Here is a 21,935-nt window from a genome sequence, read left to right on the forward strand (position 1 = left end):
CAGGGACGGCTCTTGACCAAAGCGCCGGATTAAGAGACACCGCGCGGATGATCCCCGAAGAACGCCTTGAACAGATAACTCAGCGATTCCAGTATCTCGAAGCAGCCATGGCAGATGGCGCCTCGGGCGGGGATATTGCGGCCTTGGCCAAGGAGTATTCTGATCTGAAGCCGGTCGTGGATCAAATCATGGCGTGGCGTCAGCTGGTCGCCGATCTGGCCGAGGCTGAAACGATGCTGGCCGATCCCGACATGAAAGAGCTGGCCGAGGAAGAAATCCCCGAGCTTCAGGCCCGTATCCCGCAGGCCGAACAAGCCCTGCAACTGGCGTTGTTGCCGCGGGACAAGGCCGATGCGCGTCCAGCGATGTTGGAAATCCGCCCTGGAACGGGCGGGGATGAGGCTGCGTTGTTCGCGGGCGATCTGCTGCGCATGTATCAACGCTATGCCGAAGCGCGCGGCTGGCAGTTTGAGATCATTGAAGAGCAAGCCTCGGACCTTGGCGGTATTAAAGAGGTAGTGGCCCACATCAAGGGCGACAATGTCTTTGCCCGCATGAAATACGAATCCGGTGTACACCGCGTTCAGCGAGTACCCGAAACCGAAAGCGGTGGGCGGATTCATACCTCGGCAGCCACAGTGGCGGTTCTGCCCGAGGCCGAGGATGTGGACATTCAGATCGACGCCAATGACATTCGCATCGACACGATGCGCAGTTCGGGCGCGGGCGGGCAGCACGTTAACACGACGGATTCGGCTGTGCGGGTCACACACCTGCCCAGCGGTCTGGTGGTGACGAGTTCCGAGAAGTCTCAGCACCGCAACCGTGAAATAGCGATGCAGGTCCTGAAAACGCGCCTGTATGATCTTGAACGCCAACGGATCGACAGCGAACGATCCGCTGATCGCGCCAGTCAGGTTGGCTCGGGCGACCGGTCCGAGCGGATCAGGACGTATAATTTTCCGCAGGGGCGGATGACGGATCACCGCATTAACCTGACACTCTATAAGCTGGATCAGGTGATGCAGGGCGATCTGGATGAGGTGATCGACGCGCTGACCGCTGACGATCAGGCCCGTCTGCTGGCCGAGATGGCACAATGATCGCTGCGTTGACAGCCGCCCAGGCCATGGTTGCCGCCACCGCCCGCTTGCGCGCTGCTGGAGTCGATGATCCGGCACGTGATGCGCGGGTTTTGCTGGCCCATGCCGCACGGATAGAGGCCAGCCGAGTCACGTTGATTGCGCCCGAGGAACTGTCACCCGAGATTGCCGAACGGTACGATCACCTGATCTCGCTGCGGGCTATCCGCGTGCCGGTGTCGCACTTGCTGGGAGAGCGCGAGTTTTATGGTCGCAGGTTCCGTGTCAGCCGAGATGTGCTGGACCCGCGCCCTGAAACCGAAACTCTGGTCGAGGCGGCGTTGAGCGAACCGTTCGATCATGTTCTGGACTTGGGCACAGGCTCTGGCTGTATCTTGATTACTCTGCTGGCCGAGCGCACCAGTGCTTCGGGTATCGGTGCGGATCTAAGCGAATCCGCCTGTCTGCAAGCCAGCGCCAATGCGGTGCAGCATCAGGTGCAGGACAGGGTCGAGATTTTACGCTCGGATTGGTTTGAAAATATCGAAGGGTTTTTTGACCTGATTGTTGCAAACCCGCCCTATATTTCGCTGGAGGAGATGCAGGACCTGTCCCCGGAGGTGCGTGAACATGAACCGCGCATGGCACTGACGGACGAAGGGGACGGGCTGGGCGCATACCGTCATATTGCCGCCTCGGCCCCGGATTTTCTGATGCCCGGCGGGCGGATTTTGGTTGAAATCGGACCGACACAGGGTAAGGCCGTTGCAGCCCTTTTCCAAGCGGCTGGACTAGTTGATGCAGGGGTTATCCCCGATCTGGACGGTCGAGATCGTGTTGTTGTCGCCAGAATGCCGTAAATTTGGCATATGATGAGGCTGAAATGCGCCGATCAATGTAAAAAAGCTGCGAATTTTTGGACAAACCTCTTGTCTGTAGGCGCTGGACATGCTTACTCAGAGTTAGTCGGAGAGGTTGACGCTGTTTCAGCGGGCCCCTGACGCCAAGCCCAAAAAAGTCGACATCGCGTGACGGCTAATGCCATTGAGCAGTGCAGGACGCGACTTGATCGGCACCGAATGACAAGGCTGACGTAAAGTACGATGAGATCTTCTAAATCCCGCTCGCGGGCCAAGAATAACCGCAATCGCCCCTCTGGCGGCAACGTTGTTAACCGGGTTTTCGATAGTTCAGGCCCCGAAGGCAAGGTGCGCGGCACGCCCCAGCAGATCATTGACAAATACAACCAACTGGCGCGCGACGCCCAGCTAGGTAACGACCGTGTGGCAGCTGAGAACTTTCAGCAGCACGCCGAGCATTATCTGCGTCTGCTCAGCGAAGCGCAGCGCGAAATCGAAGCGCGCCGCGAAGAGCAAGAGCGCCAGAATCGCGAACGTCAGGCCGAGCGTGACCGGGAACGTGCCGAACGACAGGAGCGCGAAGCGGCCCGTCAGGCCGATCCGGCCGAGGCACCGCAACCCGACGTGATGGATTTCGGAGCCGAAGCTTCCGCCCCCGAATCCGGTCTGGTCGAGACCCCGGAAAGCAAAGATGCCGCCCCGGTGGTCGATGCGCCCGAGAAATCGGAGAAGAAAGAAAAACCTGCACGCCGTCCGCGCGCGCGCAAGCCCAAGGCTGCACCGGCCGAGGATGCACCCAAAACGGATGGGGATGCGCCAGAAGCGGCGGAATAAATAAACACTCCGAAATTGCGAAAGCCCTGGGATGGTCCGGGGCTTTTTCTTTGCTTTCAGCCTTTTTTGACTTCGCGCGCTAAAGCACAAAACGCCTCAAGCGGGACCTGTTCGGCCCGTTCGGTGGGCTGGATACCAGCTGCGAGCAACCTGTCTTCGATATCCGATGCAACACCTTTTAACGATGCGCGTAGCATTTTCCGGCGCTGGTTAAAGGCAGCCGCGACGACGCGTGACAGTGTGGCAGCATCGGCCGGGTAACGCGGCTCGGGCAGGGCGGTCAGATGAACAACGGCGCTTGAGACTTTGGGGGGTGGGGTAAACGCGCCGGGCGGCAATGACATTGCGATCCGCGCCTCGGCCCGCCATTGGGCGAGGATGGCGAGGCGGCCATAGGCCTTGCTGCCAGGTTGGGCGACGATACGCTCGGCTACCTCACGCTGGAACATCAGGGTCAGGCTCTGCCAGAAGGGCGGCCACTCCGGCGGGGTAAGCCAGCGAACCAGCAACTCGGTGCCGACATTGTAGGGCAGATTGGCTGCGATGCGAATCGGTGAAGTCAGATGCGCCAGCGGGTCAATTTCAAGAGCATCGCCGTTGATCACCTCAAGCCGACCGGGGTAGGCGGCTGCGATATCGTTCAGAGCCGCGATGCAGCGTGTGTCTTTTTCCACCGCCACGACCTTGCGTGCGCCCTCTGACAACAACCCACGGGTCAGGCCTCCGGGGCCGGGGCCAATTTCCAACACGTCGCATTCCGTAAGATCTCCGGCCTGACGCGCGATCTTGGCCGTCAGGTTCAGGTCCAGCAAAAAATTCTGCCCTAGCGACTTGCGGGCCGAAAGCTGGTGGGTCGCGATGACTTCGCGTAGCGGAGGGAGATTGTCGATTGCACTCATGATCCGGTTGCCGTGACGCGGGGCGCGCCGATGATTTTGCCTTTGGTTGGGGTATTTTCAGCCAACAGAAGGGTCAAGCGCTTTGTGCCATGCGTTGGGCCAGCTTCAGTGCTTCGATCAGGCTGGTGGGTGTGGCGATGCCTTGGCCTGCGATATCCAGTGCGGTGCCGTGATCGGGTGAGGTGCGGATAAAGGGAAGGCCAAGCGTCACGTTGACCCCGCGATCGAAATCCAGCGTTTTGATCGGGATCAGTGCTTGATCGTGATACATCGCAATTGCTGCGTCATAACGGGCGCGCGCAGCGGCGTGGAACATCGTATCGGCAGGGTGTGGCCCTGTAACAGTATAGCTGTCGTCAGGGAGGTCGGCGATCAGGGGCGCGATCCAGTCCAACTCTTCATGGCCCATTTTCCCGCCTTCACCGGCGTGGGGGTTCAGACCCGCGATGGCAATACGAGGATGCGCGATACCGAATTGATTGCGCAGTCCTTGGACGGTGATTGCGATGGTGTCGCGCAGCAGGTCCGGGGTCAGAGCCGAAGGCACCTGGGACAGCGCGATATGGATGGTTGCGGGCACCACGCGCAATTGCGCGCTGGCCAGCATCATGACCACCCGGTCCCGACCGGCGAGGGCGGCGAGAAATTCGGTATGGCCGGGATAAGCGAAGCTGGCGCCGTCGATCAGGGCTTTCTTGTGGATCGGCGCGGTACAAAGCGCCGAGGCCGCACCGGATTGCACCAGCGAAACACCGCGCTCAATAGCGGCGATGACTGAGGGCGCGTTGGCCGGATCGGGTTGGCCGGGGACATTGGGTGCAGGAAAGTCCAGTTGCAGAACCGGCAGTGCCGAGGCGCTGATTTTAACAGATTCGGACGGGTCGGTTATGCGAACAACCGGCGTTCCCGACGGCAAGTGGGTCGCGTCACCGATATAGAAAAACGGGCATGTGTCGCGAAGGTCCGACCACGCTTTGGCTGCGATTTCCGGGCCTATTCCGGCCGGGTCACCACAGCTGAGCGCGATCGGGAATGTCATTGCTCGACGATGTTTGCTTCGGCGCGCAGCTGCGCCACAAGGCTGTTAGCAAAAGCCTCGAGACGTTGTTGCGTCAGCGCGTTGGCAACGTCCACTCGCGAAGTCTCTTCGCCCAGATCACGGGTGCGGGTGCAGAGCATCAGGAACATCAGGGTCTGGCCATTGTTGCGGGTCAGCGTGGTGGACACCTCATTCAGGTCAAGCTTGGCAAGCTCCAGCGCCACGTCACGCGGAATCTCACCGGGGCTGGCCTGAATCCGTTGCAATACTTCTGGTGGTTGGTCCTTGGCGATGCCGTAGAGGTCATCGCAGGTGTCAATCTCTTCTCTAAGTTTGGCTGCCCGTGCCAGGGTTTCGGCACTTCGGCCACCGGCCATATTGTAGATCGCGTAGTCTATTTCGGAATAGTTGGTCGCGCTTGTCGCGACCTCACGCAGGCCGCGCATCTGGAACAGCGCAATAGCGTTGGGCAAAGATAGTGGCTGAGTGATCTCTCCGTCCTTCAAACCCAGGATCACCGGTTGCAGTGCTGGCGGCAGGCTGGTGAGGCTCAGCCAGTCAAGTCGTCCACCATTATCGCGGGTGGCTGCCGCTGAATATTGTGTGGCTGCGGCGGAAAACGAGTCAAACCCCTGCAGTTGGGCAATCTCTTGGGCAAGCAGATCAGCCTGGGCAATGGTTTGCTGGTTCACTGGGATAATGATTTCGGACAGCAGCACCTGCAGCCCACCGCTGTCAGTTTGACCCAGGGCGCGGTTGATCTCGTCCTCGGACGGGCGAGCCTGTGACAGGAAACGCGCACTGACATAGTCGCGCCAAGCAACCTGATCGGCCACGAAATCCCGAACGGTTTCGCGATCAACACCCTGATCGGCGAGCAGTTGCAGGAACCGGTCAGTCGACAATTGCCCACGCGCGGCAAATTCGTCGATGCCGACCTGAATGTCTTCGGGGGCTGCCTGGATTCCGGCCTCGCGCATAATTTGGCGGCGCAACCTTTCGTCGATCAATGCATCACGGACTTCGGCGTCGGACGCACCGGGGGCACCCAGTGCGGTCAGGAATTGTTGCCGTTGTGACAGCTCGTACCAGGTGATGATGTCTTGATTGACTTTGATCGCCGGGGAAAACAGGCTTTGGGCACCAGCTTGTGGCGACGTCAAAGCCAGCGCAGCCCCGATCAGCATAGGGGCGACCGGTTTAAGCCAACCGGAGCGGAGGAAACTGGTGAAACCTGAAATCAACTGCATCTTCTCTTGTACTGTTGGCCGCCACTGTTAACGGAGTACCCCGTCAAGGCTACGGTAAAGCCGAATTCTGTCGAAGGCTCAATACTTGATGATGAAGTAAAGCGCCTACTGACATTCATGTTAACCTGTACGCATTCATTCTGATACGTCACCCCCAACCCATAGCGGATCGGTTCGGATTCGCTTAGGTCATAGCGCGCCAGGGCCCGTGTGTTCCAGTTCTGATCCACCCGGTAACGTCCGGTCAACCGAACTTCGGAAATCTCGTCGTCGATACCTTCAGCTGGGTCCGGCTCTTGCCAGCCATAGCTTCCGGTGAAGCCGACCCGCGGCTGTTGCCAGCCGACCCGCAGTTCGGCTTTGGAAAAGCTGAAATCTCCGTTCAACAAGCCACGGCCGGCCAGACGCCAGCCGTTATTAGTTTGAATCTGACCTGCCAGCAGCAAGTCTGAGGTTGTCCCCTGCAAGCCCGAGGTCAGGTTGAAACTGGGGTCAGCATCTGCACGGTACACCTGACCTATCGTGGCAAGAGCCCGCCAGCCGCCGGCTGCATAGCGGGACCAGTTCAGGCCCACAACGCCGGTCACGCCGTCTTCGCGCCGGTCGGGGGCTGGAAAGCGGGACAGGGACAGCAAGTTACCCTGATCGAATTCCTGAAACGTACTTTCGTCATTTGGCACGTCATCGTCCGAGACATGAGTCCAGCCGATCTGGGCAATCGGTTCCAATATCTGCGTCGCCCCTGATGACTCGCGCTTGCGCATCGGATAACGCAGCGTCAAAGCCGCACGTGGCGTGGTGCGCGTTACGTTGTCAGGGAAATCGCTGTCGTGACGAATGTTAAACGCATCGACCGACGCACCGGCCCGCACCTCGGCCCGAAGGCCCGACGCAAAAGTCCAGTCGCGCAGCCATTCGGCATCAAAGGTGGCACGAGCAACGTCCCGCCCGACGATATCCTCGTCACTGGTACGTTCATGCGCGTGAGTAACAAAACCCAACCGAACCTCGCCGCCCACAGAGGTCGGGAACAGACGCTTTTCATAATACAGATCAAAGATCCGTGACGGGATTTCGTCCTGTTCCTCGCTATCGCGCAGGGTTTTATAGTGGGTAAAACTGGTACGGAACGCCGTGTCGCGTTTGATCCGTTCCAGCGCAACTTCGCTACGCAGCCGATCCAGATCTGGCAGGCCATAATCGGCCAGATAAGCATCGTCTGACGTTGTTCTGATGTTGAAAAGGAACCGATAACCGTCGTTCAGGTTGAACCAGCCATTGGCAAACAAGTATCCGCGATCCTCACCCGGCTGCAGATCATCGCGGGTATAGGCACCCTCAAGCTGGATGCGCCCCCTTTTAAAGGCCTGTCGATAGCGAAACCCAAGTGTATTGGTCTTGGACGAGACATAGGGCGTCAGTGTCAGATCCTTGTGGTCACCCAGCTTGATGAAATACGGCACCTGGACGCCAGTGCCCAACTGCGAGGTGGTTCGGATCGACGGTACCAAGAACCCGGTGGCCCGCTCGAGCGTCGGGTCCGGCAGTCGCAGATAGGGGAAATAGAACACTGGCACATCCAGCACCCGAAGCTGCGCCCCTTCAAAATAGAGTTGCCGTTCCAGTTGATCATGCGTGACCTTGCGGGCGCGGATCTGCCAGATCGGCGGTTTGCCATTCGCGCAGACATGGCACGAGGTGGCCGAAACTTTGCTGAACTGCGTATACCTGCCCGCCGCGCGCGTGGCCTGAACCGAAGCAATCTGCACCTGCTGGTCGAACACCATCCGCGCGCCGATCAGCAGGCCATTCTGAATACCGTCATCCAGTTCGGCCGAGTCCGCCAGGATTGTCGTATCACCGGCCTGATCGATGCGAATCGGCCCCTCAAGTGTCAGCGCGCCGGTATCGCGGTCATAGGTGATGCGGTCAGCGGTGATTTTGATATCACCTTGAAAAGCTTCGACATTGCCTTCAGCCACCAGCACGCGTTCGGGTGTGATGAAGATTTCGTCAGCCACCAGCAGGGCGGGCTGGTCCTCTTGCTGGGTATCCTGCGCCGGGCCAGGGGCTGATTGGGTCTGGGCGGCGGCACCTGTTGGCATTGCCAGAGCCACAGCGCCGGACAGCAAAAGACTTGATATGAGCCGCATCAGCCGTCCTCCGCATGGAGAAGAAGGCCAAGGGAAAGAAGAATGGCTGCAAAGGGCGGAGCCCAGGCTGCGACGAAGATTGGCAATTGACCGTTTTCTCCGAGTATTTGGGCAAAGTTGCGAACGAAGTAGATTGAGAATCCCAAAAGCACTGCGGACAGAACCGCGATGCCGGTACCGCCAAAACGGACATGGCGCATGGTAAAGGCCGCGCCGATCATCACCATGGCCACCAGAAAAAGCGGTCGCGCAAGTTGAACCTGCAACCAGACCTCATATTGCTTGGTGGAAAATCCGGCCTCGCGGAGATCACGGATAAGCTGCGGCAAGTCGTAGACGGATACGGAATCCTGCTGGCCCAGTGTGTCCAGAATGCGCTGGCGCGTCAGCGTGGTGGGAATTTCGATGCGCTGATGTGTTTGAGCCGTCGCCTCGGGGTTCATATCATCCGCCAGAGACCAGATCTTGGCATTGTGCAATATCCAAGACCCGTTCGACAGCTGTGCCCGATTGGCATTGATTTGCTGTGTTGGTTTACCGTCCGGCGAAAATGTAACGATCGTTACGCCGGTTAGTTCCAACGCATCCGCATTCGTGGTGCCTCGCGCGTGGATGACCGATTGCCCATTTTCCGAACCCTGCCGCAACCAAAGCCCCTCGCTGGTGATCGACAGCGCCGAGTTGCCTTTGTCTTTGTAGGCATCAGACAGGCGTCGGTACTCCTCGGACGTGGCGGCGGTGATCGGGTTCAGCAAGGCCACCGCGAGGGTCCCAATGATCAATGCCAACGTGACCGGAGCCAGCAGCGCCCGGATACCGGACCGCCCGATGGCGCGTGTCACCACCAGTTCGGAATTGCGCGCCAAGCCGATGAATAATGCAATGGTGGCAAGGATAACCAGCAAGGGTAGCATCTCGCTGATCGCTGCGGGCGAGTTCAGCAAGGTCAGGTGCAGCAGCGTGCCAAAGGACAGCCCCTCTGAGTTGAACCGGCGGGCTTGTTCGACCAGATCGATCAGAATCAGCAGCGTTAGAAAAATGCCGCCAATGACCAGAAAGCTTTGCATGAACCGGCGGGCGAAATAGCGGTCGAGGATCACGATTGTGCCTCCGCCTTGATCCGGCAGCAGGTGAAATCGGCACCGAAAAAGCCAGAATCACCTTCGCCTGCGCGGATGCGCAACGGCATATGCCTGCCCTGTCTCGCCAATTCGTTCTCCCCCGATCCTGCCGGAATTTTTCCGCGACTGTAATGCAATTGGCACGCGGGGAAAACTGCTATCTGGTCAAGCCGCGCGGTGCGGGCTAGGTCTTGGGGAACAGTTTTTGAGGAGTTCGCAATGAGCAGTCTTGTCCCGATCCGGTTTCAGCCCTTTGATACGGATGCAATGGCGCAAGCCAAAGGCCGGGTGGCGGTAATCATCCCATCGGACGGCAAGATGAGCCCCGCGGTGCGTCGGGCCAACCGTCTGACCCGTGGCGCGGTGGCGCGTCTGGTGGAAAGTTCCCGGTTTGAAAAGGTAAAGACGGGCGATGTGATCTCGATGGCTTGGCCTGGTGGAATGGCGGCCGAGGCGCTGGATATCGTGATCCTGCCCCGCCGTCCTGATCCGGCCGAGGCCCGCAAGGCGGGCGCGGCGCTGGCCAAGCTGGCAGGGGGCAAGGACGTGCTGGTGATGGCAGGCAATCAGGTCCGGACCGAAGATCTGACGATGGGCATCGTGCTGCGCACCTATGATTTCGACGCGCACAAGACCAAAGAGGCGGAAGAGGTTGGCACCGTCACCATCAGTCACCAGAAACCCGACGAGGTCGAAGCCGCCTTTGCCCCGCAATACGCCGTGGCCGATGGGGTGCGGATGACCCGTGATCTGACCAACGAGCCTGCAAACGTCCTGACCACCACTGAATTCGCCGACCGTTTGGCCGAGATGGCGGAGCTGGGCCTTGAGGTTGAGGTTCTGGAAGAGGACAAACTGGCCGAGCTGGGCATGCGTACGCTGCTGAGCGTCGGGCAGGGTTCGGTCAGCCCCTCGAAGGTTGTGGTGATGCAGTGGAACGGCGGTGACAAGGACGACGCGCCACTGGCTCTGGTGGGTAAGGGTGTCGTGTTCGACACCGGTGGTATCTCGCTGAAACCCGCAGGCGGCATGGAAGACATGACCATGGATATGGGCGGTGCGGGCGTTGTCGCTGGCACCATGCGTGCGTTGGCTAAGCGCAAGGCCAAGGCCAACGTGGTCGGTCTGGTCGGACTGGTCGAAAACATGCCGTCCGGCAATGCCAGCCGTCCGGGCGATGTGGTCAAGTCGATGAAGGGCGACACGGTTGAGATCATCAACACCGACGCCGAAGGGCGTTTGGTTCTGTGCGATGTGATGTGGTACACGCAAGAGCGGTTCCAACCGGTGGGCATGATCGATCTGGCCACGCTGACCGGCGCGGTGATCATTGGTCTGGGCCACGAGAATGCCGGTGTATTTTCCAACAATGACACGTTCTGCGATGCCTTCCTGAAATCGGCCAAGGCCGAGGATGAAGGCGCGTGGCGCTTGCCGCTGGGCGAAGGGTACGACAAACAGTTGAAGTCGCGCATTGCTGATATGAAAAATGTCGGCGGTCGCCCGGCAGGGTCGATCACAGCGGCGCAATTCCTGCAGCGTTTTGTGAAAGAAGAAACGCCTTGGATTCACCTCGATATTGCGGGTGTGGCCTCGGTGTCGTCGGAAACATCCTATGCGCCCAAAGGGGCAACCGGCTGGGGCGTTCGCGCGCTCAGCCGTTTGGTGCAGGATAACTTCGAGTAATCGTATGGGTGCCGTCTATTTCTACCACCTGACCCGTCAGCCCTTGGAACACACCTTGCCGGTGCTGCTGGACAAGGCGCGGCAGGCTGGGTGGAAGATTGCCGTGCGGGGCACAGATCCGGCACGGATGGACTGGCTGGATGAAAAGCTGTGGCTGGGGCCCGAGGACGGGTTCCTGCCACATGGGCGCGAAGGTGGCCCGCATGACGCGGCGCAGCCTGTTTTGCTGACGACCGGGCCAGAGGCAGCCAATGAACCGGCCTGTGTCATGGCCGTGGACGGCGCGCCGGTAAACGCCGACGAGGTGGCTTCGCTGGAGCGTGTCTGCATCCTGTTCGATGGCAATGATGATATGGCTGTCCAGCAGGCGCGCGGCCAGTGGAAAGCACTAACTAGCGCGGGTTGTTCGGCGCAATACTGGTCCGAGGAATCGGGCCGGTGGGAGAAGAAGGCCGAGGCTTAAGAGGCTGATCTTAAAAGCTTTCCGGAGACTGACAAATGGAAACAAGACCATTAGGCCGCACGGGAATTTCGGCGACAGACTTATGTCTGGGTACGATGACCTTTGGCACACAGACGTCCGAGGCGGATGGTCACAAGCAGTTGGATATGGCGCTGGCAGCCGGGATCAATTTCGTTGATACGGCGGAGATGTATCCGGTGAACCCGATCGCAAGGGAAACCGTCGGTCGAACCGAAGAGATTCTGGGCAGCTGGAACGCTGCCAACCCGTCCCGTCGTGCAGATTACCTACTGGCAACCAAACACTCGGGGGCAGGGTTCGCCCACGCCCGCGATGGCGCGCAGATTTCGGGAAAGACGATCCCCGAAGCGATCGAAGGCTCACTGCGGCGGCTGCACACGGATTGCATTGATCTCTATCAGTTTCACTGGCCGAACCGCGGCAGTTACATGTTCCGGCAAAACTGGAATTACGCACCTTCGGGGCACAACACCAACGAAGTATTGGACAACATGCAGGATTGCCTTGAGGCCCTGCAAGTGCAGGTCGACAAGGGTAATATCCGCGCCTTTGGACTGTCCAACGAAAGCGCTTGGGGTACGGCGCAATGGCTGCGGATTGCCGAGCAGATAGGCGCGCCGCGTGTGGCCTCGGTTCAGAATGAGTATTCGATTCTATGCCGGCACTTCGATACGGACATGGCGGAACTCAGTGTGCATGAAGATGTGGGCTTGATGGCCTTTTCTCCCTTGGGGGCGGGATTTCTGACCGGCAAGTATCAGGGTGATGCGGTGCCCGTCGGATCACGTATGTCGCTGGTTCCCGAGATGGGCGGGCGCACCGGTCCACGCGTGTTTGGTGCCGTGACGGCTTATCTGGAGATTGCTGAGCGGCATGGGTTGGACCCGGTGCATATGGCACTGGCCTGGTGTCGGACGCGGCCGTTCATGATGTCGGCTGTTTTCGGCGCGACCTCGGTGGCACAGCTGGAGCATATCCTGGCCGGTAAGGACTTGCGGCTGTCCGATGAGGTCGTGGCAGAAATCGGTCAGGCGCACCGAACGCATCCGATGCCTTTTTAGGGGGCTCTGCCACCGACGCACTGCGCGCGCGCGCCCCGAGGTATTTTTAGCCAGATGAAGAAGATCTCGTCAGTGATGGGTGGGCTGGATGCGTTCCTGCCGCAGGTCACGGGCCGAGAGGCCGTGTGCGGTGCGGAAAGCACGTGCAAAGCTGGATTGTGAGGCGAACCCCGTAGCCAGGGCCACATCCATCAGCGGCATGTCCGTGTCGGTAACCAGGCGGCGGGCCTCGGCCAAGCGTAACTGCAGATAGTGGTCTTGCGGCGTTGTGTTCAGGCGCAGGCGAAATTGCTGCTGTAGGGTGCGGGGGCTGGTGCCGAGGGTTTCGGCGATGTCCGCCAGTGGCAGCGGCTCGTCCAGCGAAGATTCCATCAAGGTGTTCGCCTTGGCCGTCAGCGCCGTATGGCGGTGTGGGGCACCGGTCCGGCTTTGCGGTTTTGTGGGCTCGGGCGCACCGTCGTACAGGAAAAGACCCGAGACGCGGGCAGCAAAACCGGCACCGTGGCGGGCGGCGATAATGTGCAGCATCATTTCGACCGCTGGGATAGCGCCACCTGAGGTCAGGCGATTGCCGGATACGGTGAAACGATCGGGGCGAACGTCAACATCGGGGAATCGGGTGGCGAAATTGTCCAAGTCTTCCCAGTGAGTTGTGGCGGCGTGTCCATCCAGCAGGCCAGCCTCGGCCAACAACCAGGGGCCTCCGTCGATGCCCGCCATGGTGGCACCAGTGCCCGCAATACGGCGCAGTCCGGCCAGCAAACTGGGTGTGGCGTGTCGGGCCAGTTGGAATCCCGCGACAACGATCATCAGATCGCAGCTTTGCAACCGTGCCAGCGGAACACCCGGTACGTTCAGTGCGCTGGTCAACATCGCGGGTTCTGTCGTTGCCGTCACATAATCCCAGTCGAAAGCGGGACGATCCGCCAGACGGTTGGCAGCCCGCATTGGATCAACGGCCGAGGCGAAGCTGAGCGTGTTGCATTCGTCCAGAACCAGCACAGCCGTTTTCAGGGCGCGATGTTCGGGTTGGAGTATGTTTTTTGCGGATTTCATCAAGTTCGATTCGCATTCTGGCAAGTGTTTCCACAAGGCTGCGTCAGAGTCGGGGGTGAACGCAAATCGGAATCCGTGGAGAAGCCTGGGGAAAACTCACGGCAAAACCGGGTATAACTTGGGGAAAACACAATGCCTCTGGAAATGAACCGCGAAGTCTTCATCACTTGCGCCGTTACCGGCTCGGGAGGGACACAGGATCGCAGCCCACATGTGCCGCGCTCACCCAAGCAAATCGCCGACAGTGCGATTGCCGCAGCCAAGGCCGGGGCGGCGGTGGTGCATTGCCATGTACGCGACCCTGAAACCGGTGTACCCAGCCGCCGTCTGGACCTGTATCGCGAAGTCACGGACCGCATTCGCGAGGCTGAGGTTGACGTCGTTCTGAACCTGACCGCCGGGATGGGTGGGGACATGGTGTTTGGCCCAAGCGAATCTCCGCTGCCGCTGCGCGAGGACGGGACTGATATGATCGGTGCAGCCGCGCGGGTCGAACATGTTGCGGAATGCCTGCCGGAGATCTGCACGCTGGACTGCGGCACCATGAACTTTGCCGAAGCCGATTACGTCATGACCAACACGCCGGGCATGCTGCAGGCGATGGGTCGGATGATGACACATTTGGGCGTGAAGCCCGAGATCGAAGCCTTTGACACCGGCCATCTGTGGTACGCTAAGCAGCTGGTGAAGGACGGTGTTCTGGACAGCCCGGCTTTGGTGCAACTTTGCATGGGCGTGCCGTGGGGCGCGCCGGATGACTTGAACACCTTCATGGCGATGGTCAACAACGTGCCGGATGACTGGACGTTCAGCGCGTTTGCTCTGGGCCGCAATCAGATGGCTTATGCCGCGGCGGCTGTATTGGCGGGCGGCAACGTGCGCGTCGGGCTTGAGGATAACCTGTGGCTGGACAAAGGCGTGCTGGCCGAGAATTGGCAACTAGTCGAACGCGCCGGAACCATTATCGAGAACATGGGCGCGCGGGTGATCGGTGCGCAGGAAGTGCGCGAGAAATTGGGTCTGGTGAAACGGGCGCCAGTGGCGAAGTGAAGCCGTTCTGGTTGGTGTGCTTGATTTGTGCCGGGCCACTGAGTGCGGAAACTCCTGATGCTGTCGATGAATATTTGGCGATCCAGACGGGGCTGTGTGCACAATTGAAGGAAAACGTCTTTTCGGTGCCATTTTGGATACATCGGCACAGCCTGGGTGGATGTCGCGTGAACAGCGTACAACCACTTTCGGCGACCTATGTTCTTGACGTGGTTTGCGAAGATGAAGGTGAAGTCTTGCTAAACGAGACTTGGGAAATGGAACAGTTGGGCAAAACGAAATTCACAATACGTGACGCTGTCGGAGGGATCTTCGGCACTTTGGAATGTAGTGAGGAACAATGACAAAAACAGCAGCGATCATTGGCGGCGGCGTCATCGGCGGCGGATGGGCCGCAAGATTTCTACTGAACGGCTGGAACGTCCGGGTGTTCGACCCGGACCCCGAGGCCGAGCGTAAGATTGGTGAGGTTCTGGATAATGCGCGCCGCTCCTTGCCGGGGCTGAGCGATGTGCCATTGCCGTCCGAGGGATCTCTGACGTTCTACGAAGATATGGCGGAGGCCGTGCAGGGTGCCGCCTGGATACAGGAAAGCGTGCCTGAACGGCTGAACCTGAAACTGAAGGTCTACAAGGGGTTGCAGGAGGCTTGTGATCCAGATGCGATCATTGGGTCCTCGACCAGCGGCTTCAAACCGTCCGAATTGCAGGAGGGCGCGTTGAGGCCCGAGCAGATCGTGGTGACGCACCCGTTCAACCCGGTCTATCTGCTGCCGTTGATTGAGCTAGTCCCAACCGGCAAAAACTCGGCCGAGATGGTTGCCAAGGCACAAGAACTGCTGAAGTCCGTCGGGTTTTTCCCGCTGCACATCAAGAAAGAAATCGACGCGCATATCGCTGACCGATTTCTTGAGGCCGTTTGGCGCGAGGCATTGTGGTTAGTCAAAGACGGCATCGCCACGACCGAAGAGATCGACGAGGCCATCCGCATGGGCTTTGGCATTCGCTGGGCGCAGATGGGCCTGTTTGAAACCTATCGCGTGGCCGGAGGTGAGGCCGGGATGCGGCACTTCATGGCTCAGTTCGGGCCAGCGTTGAAATGGCCGTGGACCAAGCTGATGGACGTGCCGGACTTTACTGATGAACTGGTCGACCTGATCGCGGATCAGTCGGACGCGCAGTCGGGTATGCACTCGATCCGCGAGCTGGAGCGGATCCGCGACAATAACCTTGTGGGCATGATGCGCGCGCTCAAAGCGCAGAACTATGGCGCAGGGGCGGTGCTGAACCAGCATGACGCGCTGTTGAAACCCGGCGCGTTGCCAACGCTGGAACAGGCGGACCTGAGCCAGCCGATCCTGACACTGGCCCGCGCGGTGCCGTTGGACTGGACCGATTACAACGGCCACATGAATGAGGCGCGGTATCTGGAAGCCTTCGCCGCCGCGACCGACCGGTTCATGGAGATCATCGGCTGCGACGCGGATTACATCACCTCGGGCGGCAGCTATTTCACCGCTGAAAACCACATCCGGTATGTCGACGAAGCACACGCAGGCGCCAAGATCGAAGTGCGCACGCAGATGCTGTTGGGGCAGGGCAAGAAACTGCACGTGTTCCACAGCATGTATGAGGGCGACAAGCTGCTGGCCACGGGCGAAAGCTTCCTGCTGCATGTCAGCCTTGAATCTCGTCGCCCCAGCGCACCGTCGCCGGAAATCGAGGCCTCCATGACGCGGATCGCCGAGGCGCAGGCAGGGTTGCCCTACCCCGAAGGCGCGGGCGCCGCGATCCGGAAACCCGCATGACCCGGCAGGTTCTGATTACAGCTGGCGCCTCGGGCGTTGGCCGTGCCATGGCCGAAGCATTTGATGATGCAGGCTATGGTGTTTGGATCACGGATATTGACGAGGCTGCTTTGAATACGGTGCCGGATCACTGGGAGGCTCGTCGCGCCGATGCCGCAAGTGAGTCCGATATGAGTGCCGTTTTTCAGGATATCGCAGCCGAAGGTGGATTGGATGCGCTGTGCGCCAATGCAGGCACGGCAGGACCGACAAACGCGATCGAGGATATCGGGTTGGCAGATTGGCGGACCTGCGTTTCGGTCAACCTCGAGGGCGCTTTTCTGGCCGTGAAACATGCAGCCCCTTTGATGAAGACCGCGCAGGCGGGCAGCATCACCCTGACGTCGTCAACTGCTGGTCAATACGGGTACCCGTACCGCGCGCCATATGCAGCGGCGAAATGGGCGGTGATCGGTTTGATGAAAACCCTTGCGATGGAACTTGGCCCCCACGGTATTCGCGCCAATGCAATTTGTCCTGGAGCGGTTGAAGGCCCACGGATGGAGGGTGTGCTGGCGCGTGAAGCGGCCGCAAAAGGTATGACCCGCGATCAGGTCTATGCTGGGTATGCTTCGGGTACCTCGATGGGACGCTTTGTTGAAGGTCACGATATCGCAAACATGGCCGTGTTCCTCGCCTCGGATGCGGCGCGGCTTGTTTCGGGGCAGGTTATTGCCGTGGATGGGCACACGGTGAATCCAGATCCGAAAATCTAACTCGGTTTAGAAAACACACAGAACCCCAATGCCCTGGCGCAATAAGGGCATTGGTGATCGGCTTGGGGCAGGGCTTTTTCGAAACGCTGAAGCTAGCCCTGATTTGGCCCGCGAATTTGGCGGATGGTCTGGCGGACAGCTTGCCAGTCTAGCGCTTCCTGTCTATTTCCGGCGGCTTCACATTCGCGCATCTTTTGTGCGGCTTCCGCCTCGGCCCGGTCGCCGTGAACAGTATATAAGGCCCGTGCGTATTGAGCGGTCTGTAGTGCGTCCATTCCTGTCGTCCTCCGTCTGTGATCGGAATACCCGAAGGTTCGCGCCGAATGACGATAGCACAAGACAGGCTTAGGTGCATCCTTAGTGGTCGGAAATTTGCGTGCGCAGCCGTTTAAGGTGTTCTGTGAAGTCGCGCGCAGTCAGGTCAGCCTCGCGAACCAGTCGGTCGAAATGGCGGGTGAAGGTTTCGATCCGATCACGGTCCCGAAAGGCCATATAGTGGCTGCCGGCGTAGAAAACACACAGCAAAGGGCCGAAGATCGTGACCGGAGCGGAATAAAGCCGTTTTGCGTCAAACAGATAGATTCTAAGACGCGGGTAGAGCTGTTGGCAAATCTCCAGCAGATGGTCGATCTGTTCCAACCGGATTTTGGGACAAAGACCGTCGTAATAGCCCCGCGCATGGACGAAACTATCGATTTCATACAGCGGCATGGCGATTTCATAGTCGGATTGCGCGCTGCGCATCCACATCAGCCGGTCAGCTGAGGCACCGATGGCCTGATCCGCCGTCCGCCCCAGATGCGGGGCATATTCCCACTCCAGCACCGCGCGGGTCTTTAACATGTCGGGCAAAGTCGCTGGAACATAACGGATTTTGTACCCTGCGGCTTCTTGATGCCACTCAAAGATGCGCTCATCCACCAGCGCACGTGGTGCTTCGGTCATTGTGAGCGAGCTGGCCAACAATTCCGCTGCGCTTTCGGGTCGGTCGGACAGGCTCAGAAGCCAATCCGCCGAAACCCCCAGCGCCGAGGCGCAACTGCCTACCACATGTGCATTTGGCAAGCGCGCGCCTTCACCCGTCAAAAGCTGCGATACGGTCGAACGGTCCACCGCAATCTGACGCGCCAGCGCACTTTGACTGACGTGTCGCTCCTCCATCGCCCGTGCTAGGCGAGTACGGAACTGTGCCGCGCGGTCTCTTTTGTCGATTTTTTCCTGCATATGTTTAAAAATATCACAGTTGATGAGTTTTGTTAATCATATTCAGAATTTTCAACGGATGCCGTGACCCGTAATTTTGAAGACACAACAATAATATGGGTGACGGAATGGAAACACGGCGCAGATCAGTCGTGAAAGCGGTGCTGTGGAATGCGATGGGCTTGCTGGTGATGACACTGGTCGGGCTGGTCGCGACTGGCTCGGCGGCTGTGGGCGGGACACTGGCGATTGTAAATACGGCCATCGGATTGACGATGTACGTTATTTACGAGCGCGTCTGGGCCAAAATCTCATGGGGGCGCAATGTCTAGGCCCGCTGCACCCGAATGGGGCACGTTCGCCCTGATCCTGGCTTGCTATGGGGCGTGGTTGGCGGTGATTTTCCTGATGCCGGTTTGGCTGGCAATTCCGGTGATGGGTCTGGTTGCGGCGCTCCATTCCTCGTTGACGCATGAGGCGCTGCACGGCCACCCGTTTCGTACAAAATGGCTGAATGAGGGCCTGATGGCGCTGCCTCTGACCCTGTTCATCCCGTATCAGAGGTTCCGCGACCTGCATCTGGCCCATCACCGGGATGAGACGTTGACCGACCCCTATGACGATCCTGAAACCAACTATCTGGATCCACAGGTCTGGGGCGCATTGGCCGGGTGGCAGCGATGGCTGCTGTCTGTGAACAACACATTGTTGGGGCGCATGGTGCTGGGTCCGGCGATTGGCCAATTCATATTCACGCGGAATGAATTGCGCGGTGCGTTGCTGGGCGACCTTGGCATCCTGCGGGCCTGGGCGCTGCATCTGGTTGGGGTGGCCTTGGTTTTGTGGGTGGTCGGGCACTCGGCAATGCCGATTTGGGCGTATGTTCTGTCCGCCTATATCGGGCTGGGGCTGGTGAAGATCCGCACCTTCCTTGAACACCGCGCGCATGAAAATCCGCAGGCCCGTACTGTGATTATCGAAGATCGTGGGTTGCTGGCTTTTCTGTTTTTAAACAACAACCTGCATGTGGTTCATCACATGAATCCTGGTGCGCCGTGGTACCGCCTGCCTGCGCTATATCGCGCCAGCAAAGACCGGTATCAGACCCGGAATGAGGCTTATGTCTACCGGTCTTACGCGCAGATCTTTAAGGCGTATTTCCTGCGGGCCAAGGATCCGGTGGAACATCCTCTCTGGCCAAAGCCTTGATTTAGCGACACAAGGGGGCCATGAGTTTATGGATTCCCATCACAATTGCTGCCGCCTCGTTCCAGACAGTGCGGTTCATGCTGCAAAAATCCCTCAGCACCGTAAAGCTAAGTGCGGCCGGGGCGACGTTTGCCCGGTTCGCGTATTCGATGCCACTGGCGCTTTTGGGGCTGATTGTGGCGCTGCAAGTGACTGGCTTCAGCCTGCCGCCGCTGACGGGGTGGTTCTGGGTATACGCTGTCATCGGTGGCACCGCGCAAATTCTGGCAACGATCTGCGTGGTCGCTTTGTTCAAACAACGAAATTTTGCGGTTGGGATTACCTTTAAGAAAACCGAAGTAATTCAGACCGCCATTGTCGGTTTTCTGGTGCTGGGCGATCAGATCTCGTACGGGGGTCTGGTTGCGATCTTGCTGGGATTGATGGCGGTGCTTTTGCTGTCCAAATCACCCGGAGGCGACGGGGCGTGGTGGAAACATCTGACCAACCGGGCCTCGCGCCTAGGGTTGGGGTCAGGCGTATTGTTCGCCTTTTCCGCCGTCAGTTACCGGGGTGCGTCGCTTGAACTGGGTGATATCGACGCGTGGTTTCGCGCTCTGATCACTCTGGCCGCGGTTGTGACGTTCCAGTTCCTCAGCATGGCGCTATGGCTGCTGTGGCGCGACCGGACCGAACTGCTTGCGGTGTGGCAGACACGTCGAACAGGGGTGTTTGTCGGTTTGACCAGTCTGGGCGGATCGTTTTGCTGGTTCTTTGCGTTCACCTTGCAGAACGCGGCCTATGTCAAAGCGCTGGGGCAGGTCGAACTGTTGCTCAGCCTGTTCGCATCGATCCTGTTTTTCCGTGAGACCATTACCCGGCGTGAGATCGCCGGGATGGCGTTGTTGGGGTTGTCGATCCTGGCGCTGGTGCTGGCGATTTAACCAGCACGGCGCTCGGCAAAGCTTAGGGCAATGAAGCTGGGCAGGTGATCGCCCATGCCCACAACCGCGTTGCCGTTATCCGAACGACGGCCGCGACCTTTAGGTTCTTTGTCCTTTTTGCGGTCGCTCTTTTTGCCTTCGCTCTTTTGCGTGTCGGCAGACTTGGTCTTTTTCTCAGGCTTCTGCGTGTCGGCTTTGGGTTCGTCCTTGACCGGATTGTCGAGCTTTGGAATGTCCTTCTGGATCAGCTTTTCAATCGCAGCCAGCGCTTTTTCGTCACGACCCGAACAGATAGTAATCGCCTTGCCATCGCGCCCGGCACGACCGGTGCGGCCGATGCGGTGAACGTAATCCTCGGGGTGGCCGGGGACGTCGAAATTGAAAACATGGCTGACCGACGGGACATCAAGGCCACGCGCAGCCACGTCCGAGGCAACCAGCAACCGCAACGAGCCGTCGCGGAAACCGTCCAGCGTTTTCATCCGCTGTGATTGGTCCAGATCGCCGTGGATCGCGGCGGCGTCATAGCCGTATTTCTTTAGCGACTTTGCGCAGATATCAACGTCTGTCTTGCGGTTACAGAAGATGATCGCGTTGGTGCATTTTTCACCCTCGGCATCGATCAGTGCGCGCAAGACCTTGCGCTTGGCGCTGGCCTCTCGATCGCGACGGCCGCCTTTGAACATGACCACGCCCTGTTCAATGGTTTCCGAGGCGGTCGCCTGTCGGGCAACCTCGACCCGCGCGGGGGCAGACAGGAAAGTGTCGGTGATGCGTTCAATCTCGGACGCCATGGTGGCCGAAAAGAACAGCGTCTGGCGGGTGAACGGCGTAAGCGAGAAGATGCGCTCGATATCGGGGATAAAACCCATGTCCAGCATCCGGTCAGCTTCGTCCACGACCATGATCTGCACGCCGGTCAACAGCAGTTTGCCGCGTTCGAAATGGTCCAGCAGTCGGCCGGGAGTTGCGATCAGAACATCGACGCCACGGTCGATCAGTGCGTCCTGTTCCTTGAAGCTGACGCCTCCGATCAACAACGCCTTGGTCAGTTTCAGGTGTTTGCTATAGGTGTCGAAATTCTCGGCGACCTGTGCAGCCAGTTCCCGTGTCGGGCACAGCACCAGCGACCGTGGCATCCGCGCGCGCGCGCGGCCCCGTGCCAGCATTGTGATCATCGGCAGCGTAAAGCTTGCAGTTTTTCCCGTGCCGGTCTGGGCGATCCCCAATACATCACGACCTTCCAGCGCAGGTGGAATTGCGCCTTCTTGGATCGGGGTGGGGGATTCGTATCCGGCTTCCTCAATGGCTTTGAGGACCTTCGGGTTCAGGTTCAGTTCGTTAAATTTTGTCATGTAAGTCCGGTTCATGCGGACATTAGACCTGGCCCGCGCGTCAAAGGTGTGCCGGGCCCGGATGGCCATACGCTGCATTGCGCAATTTCGGCTTGGAGGGGGACATAA

22 protein-coding genes are annotated in these 21,935 nt (G+C 59.2%); 13 read left to right on the forward strand and 9 right to left on the reverse strand.

Annotation, left to right across the window (positions count from 1 at the left end):
* The first annotated feature begins 47 nt into the window (after positions 1–47).
* The 3 genes from prfA (at position 48) to ACR0AJ_RS07150 (ending at position 2,776) form a co-directional block, all read left to right on the forward strand.
* Positions 48–1,103, forward strand: a complete 1,056-nt coding sequence (gene prfA, locus ACR0AJ_RS07140) for a peptide chain release factor 1 (protein ID WP_170348947.1) — start codon at positions 48–50, stop codon at positions 1,101–1,103.
* Entirely contained in the window at positions 1,100–1,942 is an 843-nt protein-coding gene (gene prmC / locus ACR0AJ_RS07145) for a peptide chain release factor N(5)-glutamine methyltransferase (protein WP_170410142.1), read from the forward strand. Before prfA ends, prmC begins: the two co-directional genes overlap by 4 nt.
* Before the next feature lie 243 nt (positions 1,943–2,185).
* On the forward strand, positions 2,186–2,776 hold the full coding sequence (locus ACR0AJ_RS07150; protein WP_170358819.1) for a DUF4167 domain-containing protein: 591 nt from the start codon (positions 2,186–2,188) through the stop codon (positions 2,774–2,776).
* 56 nt (positions 2,777–2,832) lie between these two features.
* On the opposite strand, the gene rsmA is transcribed toward ACR0AJ_RS07150, so the two are convergent.
* The 5 genes from rsmA to lptG form a co-directional block, all read right to left on the reverse strand.
* Positions 2,833–3,675, reverse strand: a complete 843-nt coding sequence (gene rsmA / locus ACR0AJ_RS07155) for a 16S rRNA (adenine(1518)-N(6)/adenine(1519)-N(6))-dimethyltransferase RsmA (RefSeq protein ID WP_170358817.1) — start codon at positions 3,673–3,675, stop codon at positions 2,833–2,835.
* Positions 3,676–3,748: 73 nt separating this feature from the next.
* Positions 3,749–4,714, reverse strand: coding sequence for a 4-hydroxythreonine-4-phosphate dehydrogenase PdxA (gene pdxA, locus ACR0AJ_RS07160; protein ID WP_170410138.1), 966 nt, complete (start codon positions 4,712–4,714; stop codon positions 3,749–3,751).
* Positions 4,711–5,964 carry a peptidylprolyl isomerase gene (locus ACR0AJ_RS07165; protein ID WP_170358812.1) on the reverse strand — a complete coding sequence of 418 codons (1,254 nt, stop codon included), beginning with the start codon at positions 5,962–5,964 and terminating at the stop codon, positions 4,711–4,713. Before ACR0AJ_RS07165 ends, pdxA begins: the two co-directional genes overlap by 4 nt.
* The gene (locus ACR0AJ_RS07170; RefSeq protein ID WP_170348941.1) at positions 5,955–8,117 is read right to left on the reverse strand and encodes an LPS-assembly protein LptD; all 2,163 of its coding nucleotides are present in this window, start codon (positions 8,115–8,117) and stop codon (positions 5,955–5,957) included. Before ACR0AJ_RS07170 ends, ACR0AJ_RS07165 begins: the two co-directional genes overlap by 10 nt.
* Positions 8,117–9,217 carry an LPS export ABC transporter permease LptG gene (lptG, locus tag ACR0AJ_RS07175; protein ID WP_170348940.1) on the reverse strand — a complete coding sequence of 367 codons (1,101 nt, stop codon included), beginning with the start codon at positions 9,215–9,217 and terminating at the stop codon, positions 8,117–8,119. Before lptG ends, ACR0AJ_RS07170 begins: the two co-directional genes overlap by 1 nt.
* Before the next feature lie 240 nt (positions 9,218–9,457).
* On the opposite strand from lptG, the gene ACR0AJ_RS07180 reads away from it, so the two are divergent.
* From ACR0AJ_RS07180 to ACR0AJ_RS07190, 3 genes are read left to right on the forward strand one after another with little or no spacing between them, the layout of a single operon-like run.
* A complete protein-coding gene (locus ACR0AJ_RS07180; RefSeq protein ID WP_480740460.1) occupies positions 9,458–10,924 on the forward strand; it encodes a leucyl aminopeptidase in 1,467 nt (488 codons plus the stop codon).
* A gap of 4 nt (positions 10,925–10,928) precedes the next feature.
* Positions 10,929–11,387 carry a DNA polymerase III subunit chi gene (locus ACR0AJ_RS07185; RefSeq protein WP_170358808.1) on the forward strand — a complete coding sequence of 153 codons (459 nt, stop codon included), beginning with the start codon at positions 10,929–10,931 and terminating at the stop codon, positions 11,385–11,387.
* A 35-nt stretch (positions 11,388–11,422) separates the two neighbouring features.
* Positions 11,423–12,469 carry an aldo/keto reductase gene (locus ACR0AJ_RS07190; RefSeq protein ID WP_480740461.1) on the forward strand — a complete coding sequence of 349 codons (1,047 nt, stop codon included), beginning with the start codon at positions 11,423–11,425 and terminating at the stop codon, positions 12,467–12,469.
* Positions 12,470–12,538: 69 nt separating this feature from the next.
* On the opposite strand, the gene ACR0AJ_RS07195 is transcribed toward ACR0AJ_RS07190, so the two are convergent.
* A complete protein-coding gene (locus ACR0AJ_RS07195; protein WP_170348936.1) occupies positions 12,539–13,525 on the reverse strand; it encodes a GlxA family transcriptional regulator in 987 nt (328 codons plus the stop codon).
* Between the two features lie 132 nt (positions 13,526–13,657).
* Between ACR0AJ_RS07195 and bcoG the strand changes: the two genes are divergently transcribed.
* Genes bcoG through ACR0AJ_RS07215 form a run of 4 tightly spaced genes read left to right on the forward strand, consistent with a single transcriptional unit; the run spans position 13,658 to position 17,137 of the window.
* On the forward strand, positions 13,658–14,575 hold the full coding sequence (gene bcoG / locus ACR0AJ_RS07200) for a 3-dehydrocarnitine:acetyl-CoA trimethylamine transferase BcoG (RefSeq protein ID WP_170348935.1): 918 nt from the start codon (positions 13,658–13,660) through the stop codon (positions 14,573–14,575).
* Positions 14,572–14,919 carry a hypothetical protein gene (locus ACR0AJ_RS07205; protein ID WP_170348934.1) on the forward strand — a complete coding sequence of 116 codons (348 nt, stop codon included), beginning with the start codon at positions 14,572–14,574 and terminating at the stop codon, positions 14,917–14,919. The genes bcoG and ACR0AJ_RS07205 overlap by 4 nt, the downstream gene beginning before the upstream one ends.
* On the forward strand, positions 14,916–16,382 hold the full coding sequence (locus ACR0AJ_RS07210) for a carnitine 3-dehydrogenase (protein WP_170348933.1): 1,467 nt from the start codon (positions 14,916–14,918) through the stop codon (positions 16,380–16,382). Before ACR0AJ_RS07205 ends, ACR0AJ_RS07210 begins: the two co-directional genes overlap by 4 nt.
* Entirely contained in the window at positions 16,379–17,137 is a 759-nt protein-coding gene (locus ACR0AJ_RS07215; RefSeq protein WP_170533049.1) for an SDR family oxidoreductase, read from the forward strand. The genes ACR0AJ_RS07210 and ACR0AJ_RS07215 overlap by 4 nt, the downstream gene beginning before the upstream one ends.
* Before the next feature lie 92 nt (positions 17,138–17,229).
* Here ACR0AJ_RS07215 and ACR0AJ_RS07220 read toward each other — a convergent pair whose 3' ends face one another.
* Positions 17,230–17,412, reverse strand: coding sequence for a hypothetical protein (locus tag ACR0AJ_RS07220; RefSeq protein WP_170348931.1), 183 nt, complete (start codon positions 17,410–17,412; stop codon positions 17,230–17,232).
* Between the two features lie 82 nt (positions 17,413–17,494).
* Entirely contained in the window at positions 17,495–18,361 is an 867-nt protein-coding gene (locus ACR0AJ_RS07225) for a helix-turn-helix domain-containing protein (protein WP_170533052.1), read from the reverse strand.
* 107 nt (positions 18,362–18,468) lie between these two features.
* On the opposite strand from ACR0AJ_RS07225, the gene ACR0AJ_RS07230 reads away from it, so the two are divergent.
* From ACR0AJ_RS07230 to ACR0AJ_RS07240, 3 genes are read left to right on the forward strand one after another with little or no spacing between them, the layout of a single operon-like run.
* Positions 18,469–18,672, forward strand: coding sequence for a DUF2061 domain-containing protein (locus ACR0AJ_RS07230; protein WP_170348929.1), 204 nt, complete (start codon positions 18,469–18,471; stop codon positions 18,670–18,672).
* Positions 18,665–19,549 (forward strand): fatty acid desaturase, encoded by an 885-nt coding sequence (locus ACR0AJ_RS07235; RefSeq protein WP_170348928.1) that lies wholly within the window; start codon positions 18,665–18,667, stop codon positions 19,547–19,549. Before ACR0AJ_RS07230 ends, ACR0AJ_RS07235 begins: the two co-directional genes overlap by 8 nt.
* A gap of 20 nt (positions 19,550–19,569) precedes the next feature.
* Positions 19,570–20,472, forward strand: a complete 903-nt coding sequence (locus tag ACR0AJ_RS07240; protein WP_170549251.1) for a DMT family transporter — start codon at positions 19,570–19,572, stop codon at positions 20,470–20,472.
* On the opposite strand, the gene ACR0AJ_RS07245 is transcribed toward ACR0AJ_RS07240, so the two are convergent.
* A complete protein-coding gene (locus tag ACR0AJ_RS07245) occupies positions 20,469–21,827 on the reverse strand; it encodes a DEAD/DEAH box helicase (RefSeq protein ID WP_170348926.1) in 1,359 nt (452 codons plus the stop codon). The two genes, ACR0AJ_RS07240 and ACR0AJ_RS07245, sit on opposite strands and share 4 nt — an antisense overlap.
* Between the last annotated feature and the right edge of the window lie 108 nt (positions 21,828–21,935).

The organism is Ruegeria sp. CJ9 (assembly GCF_056536625.1).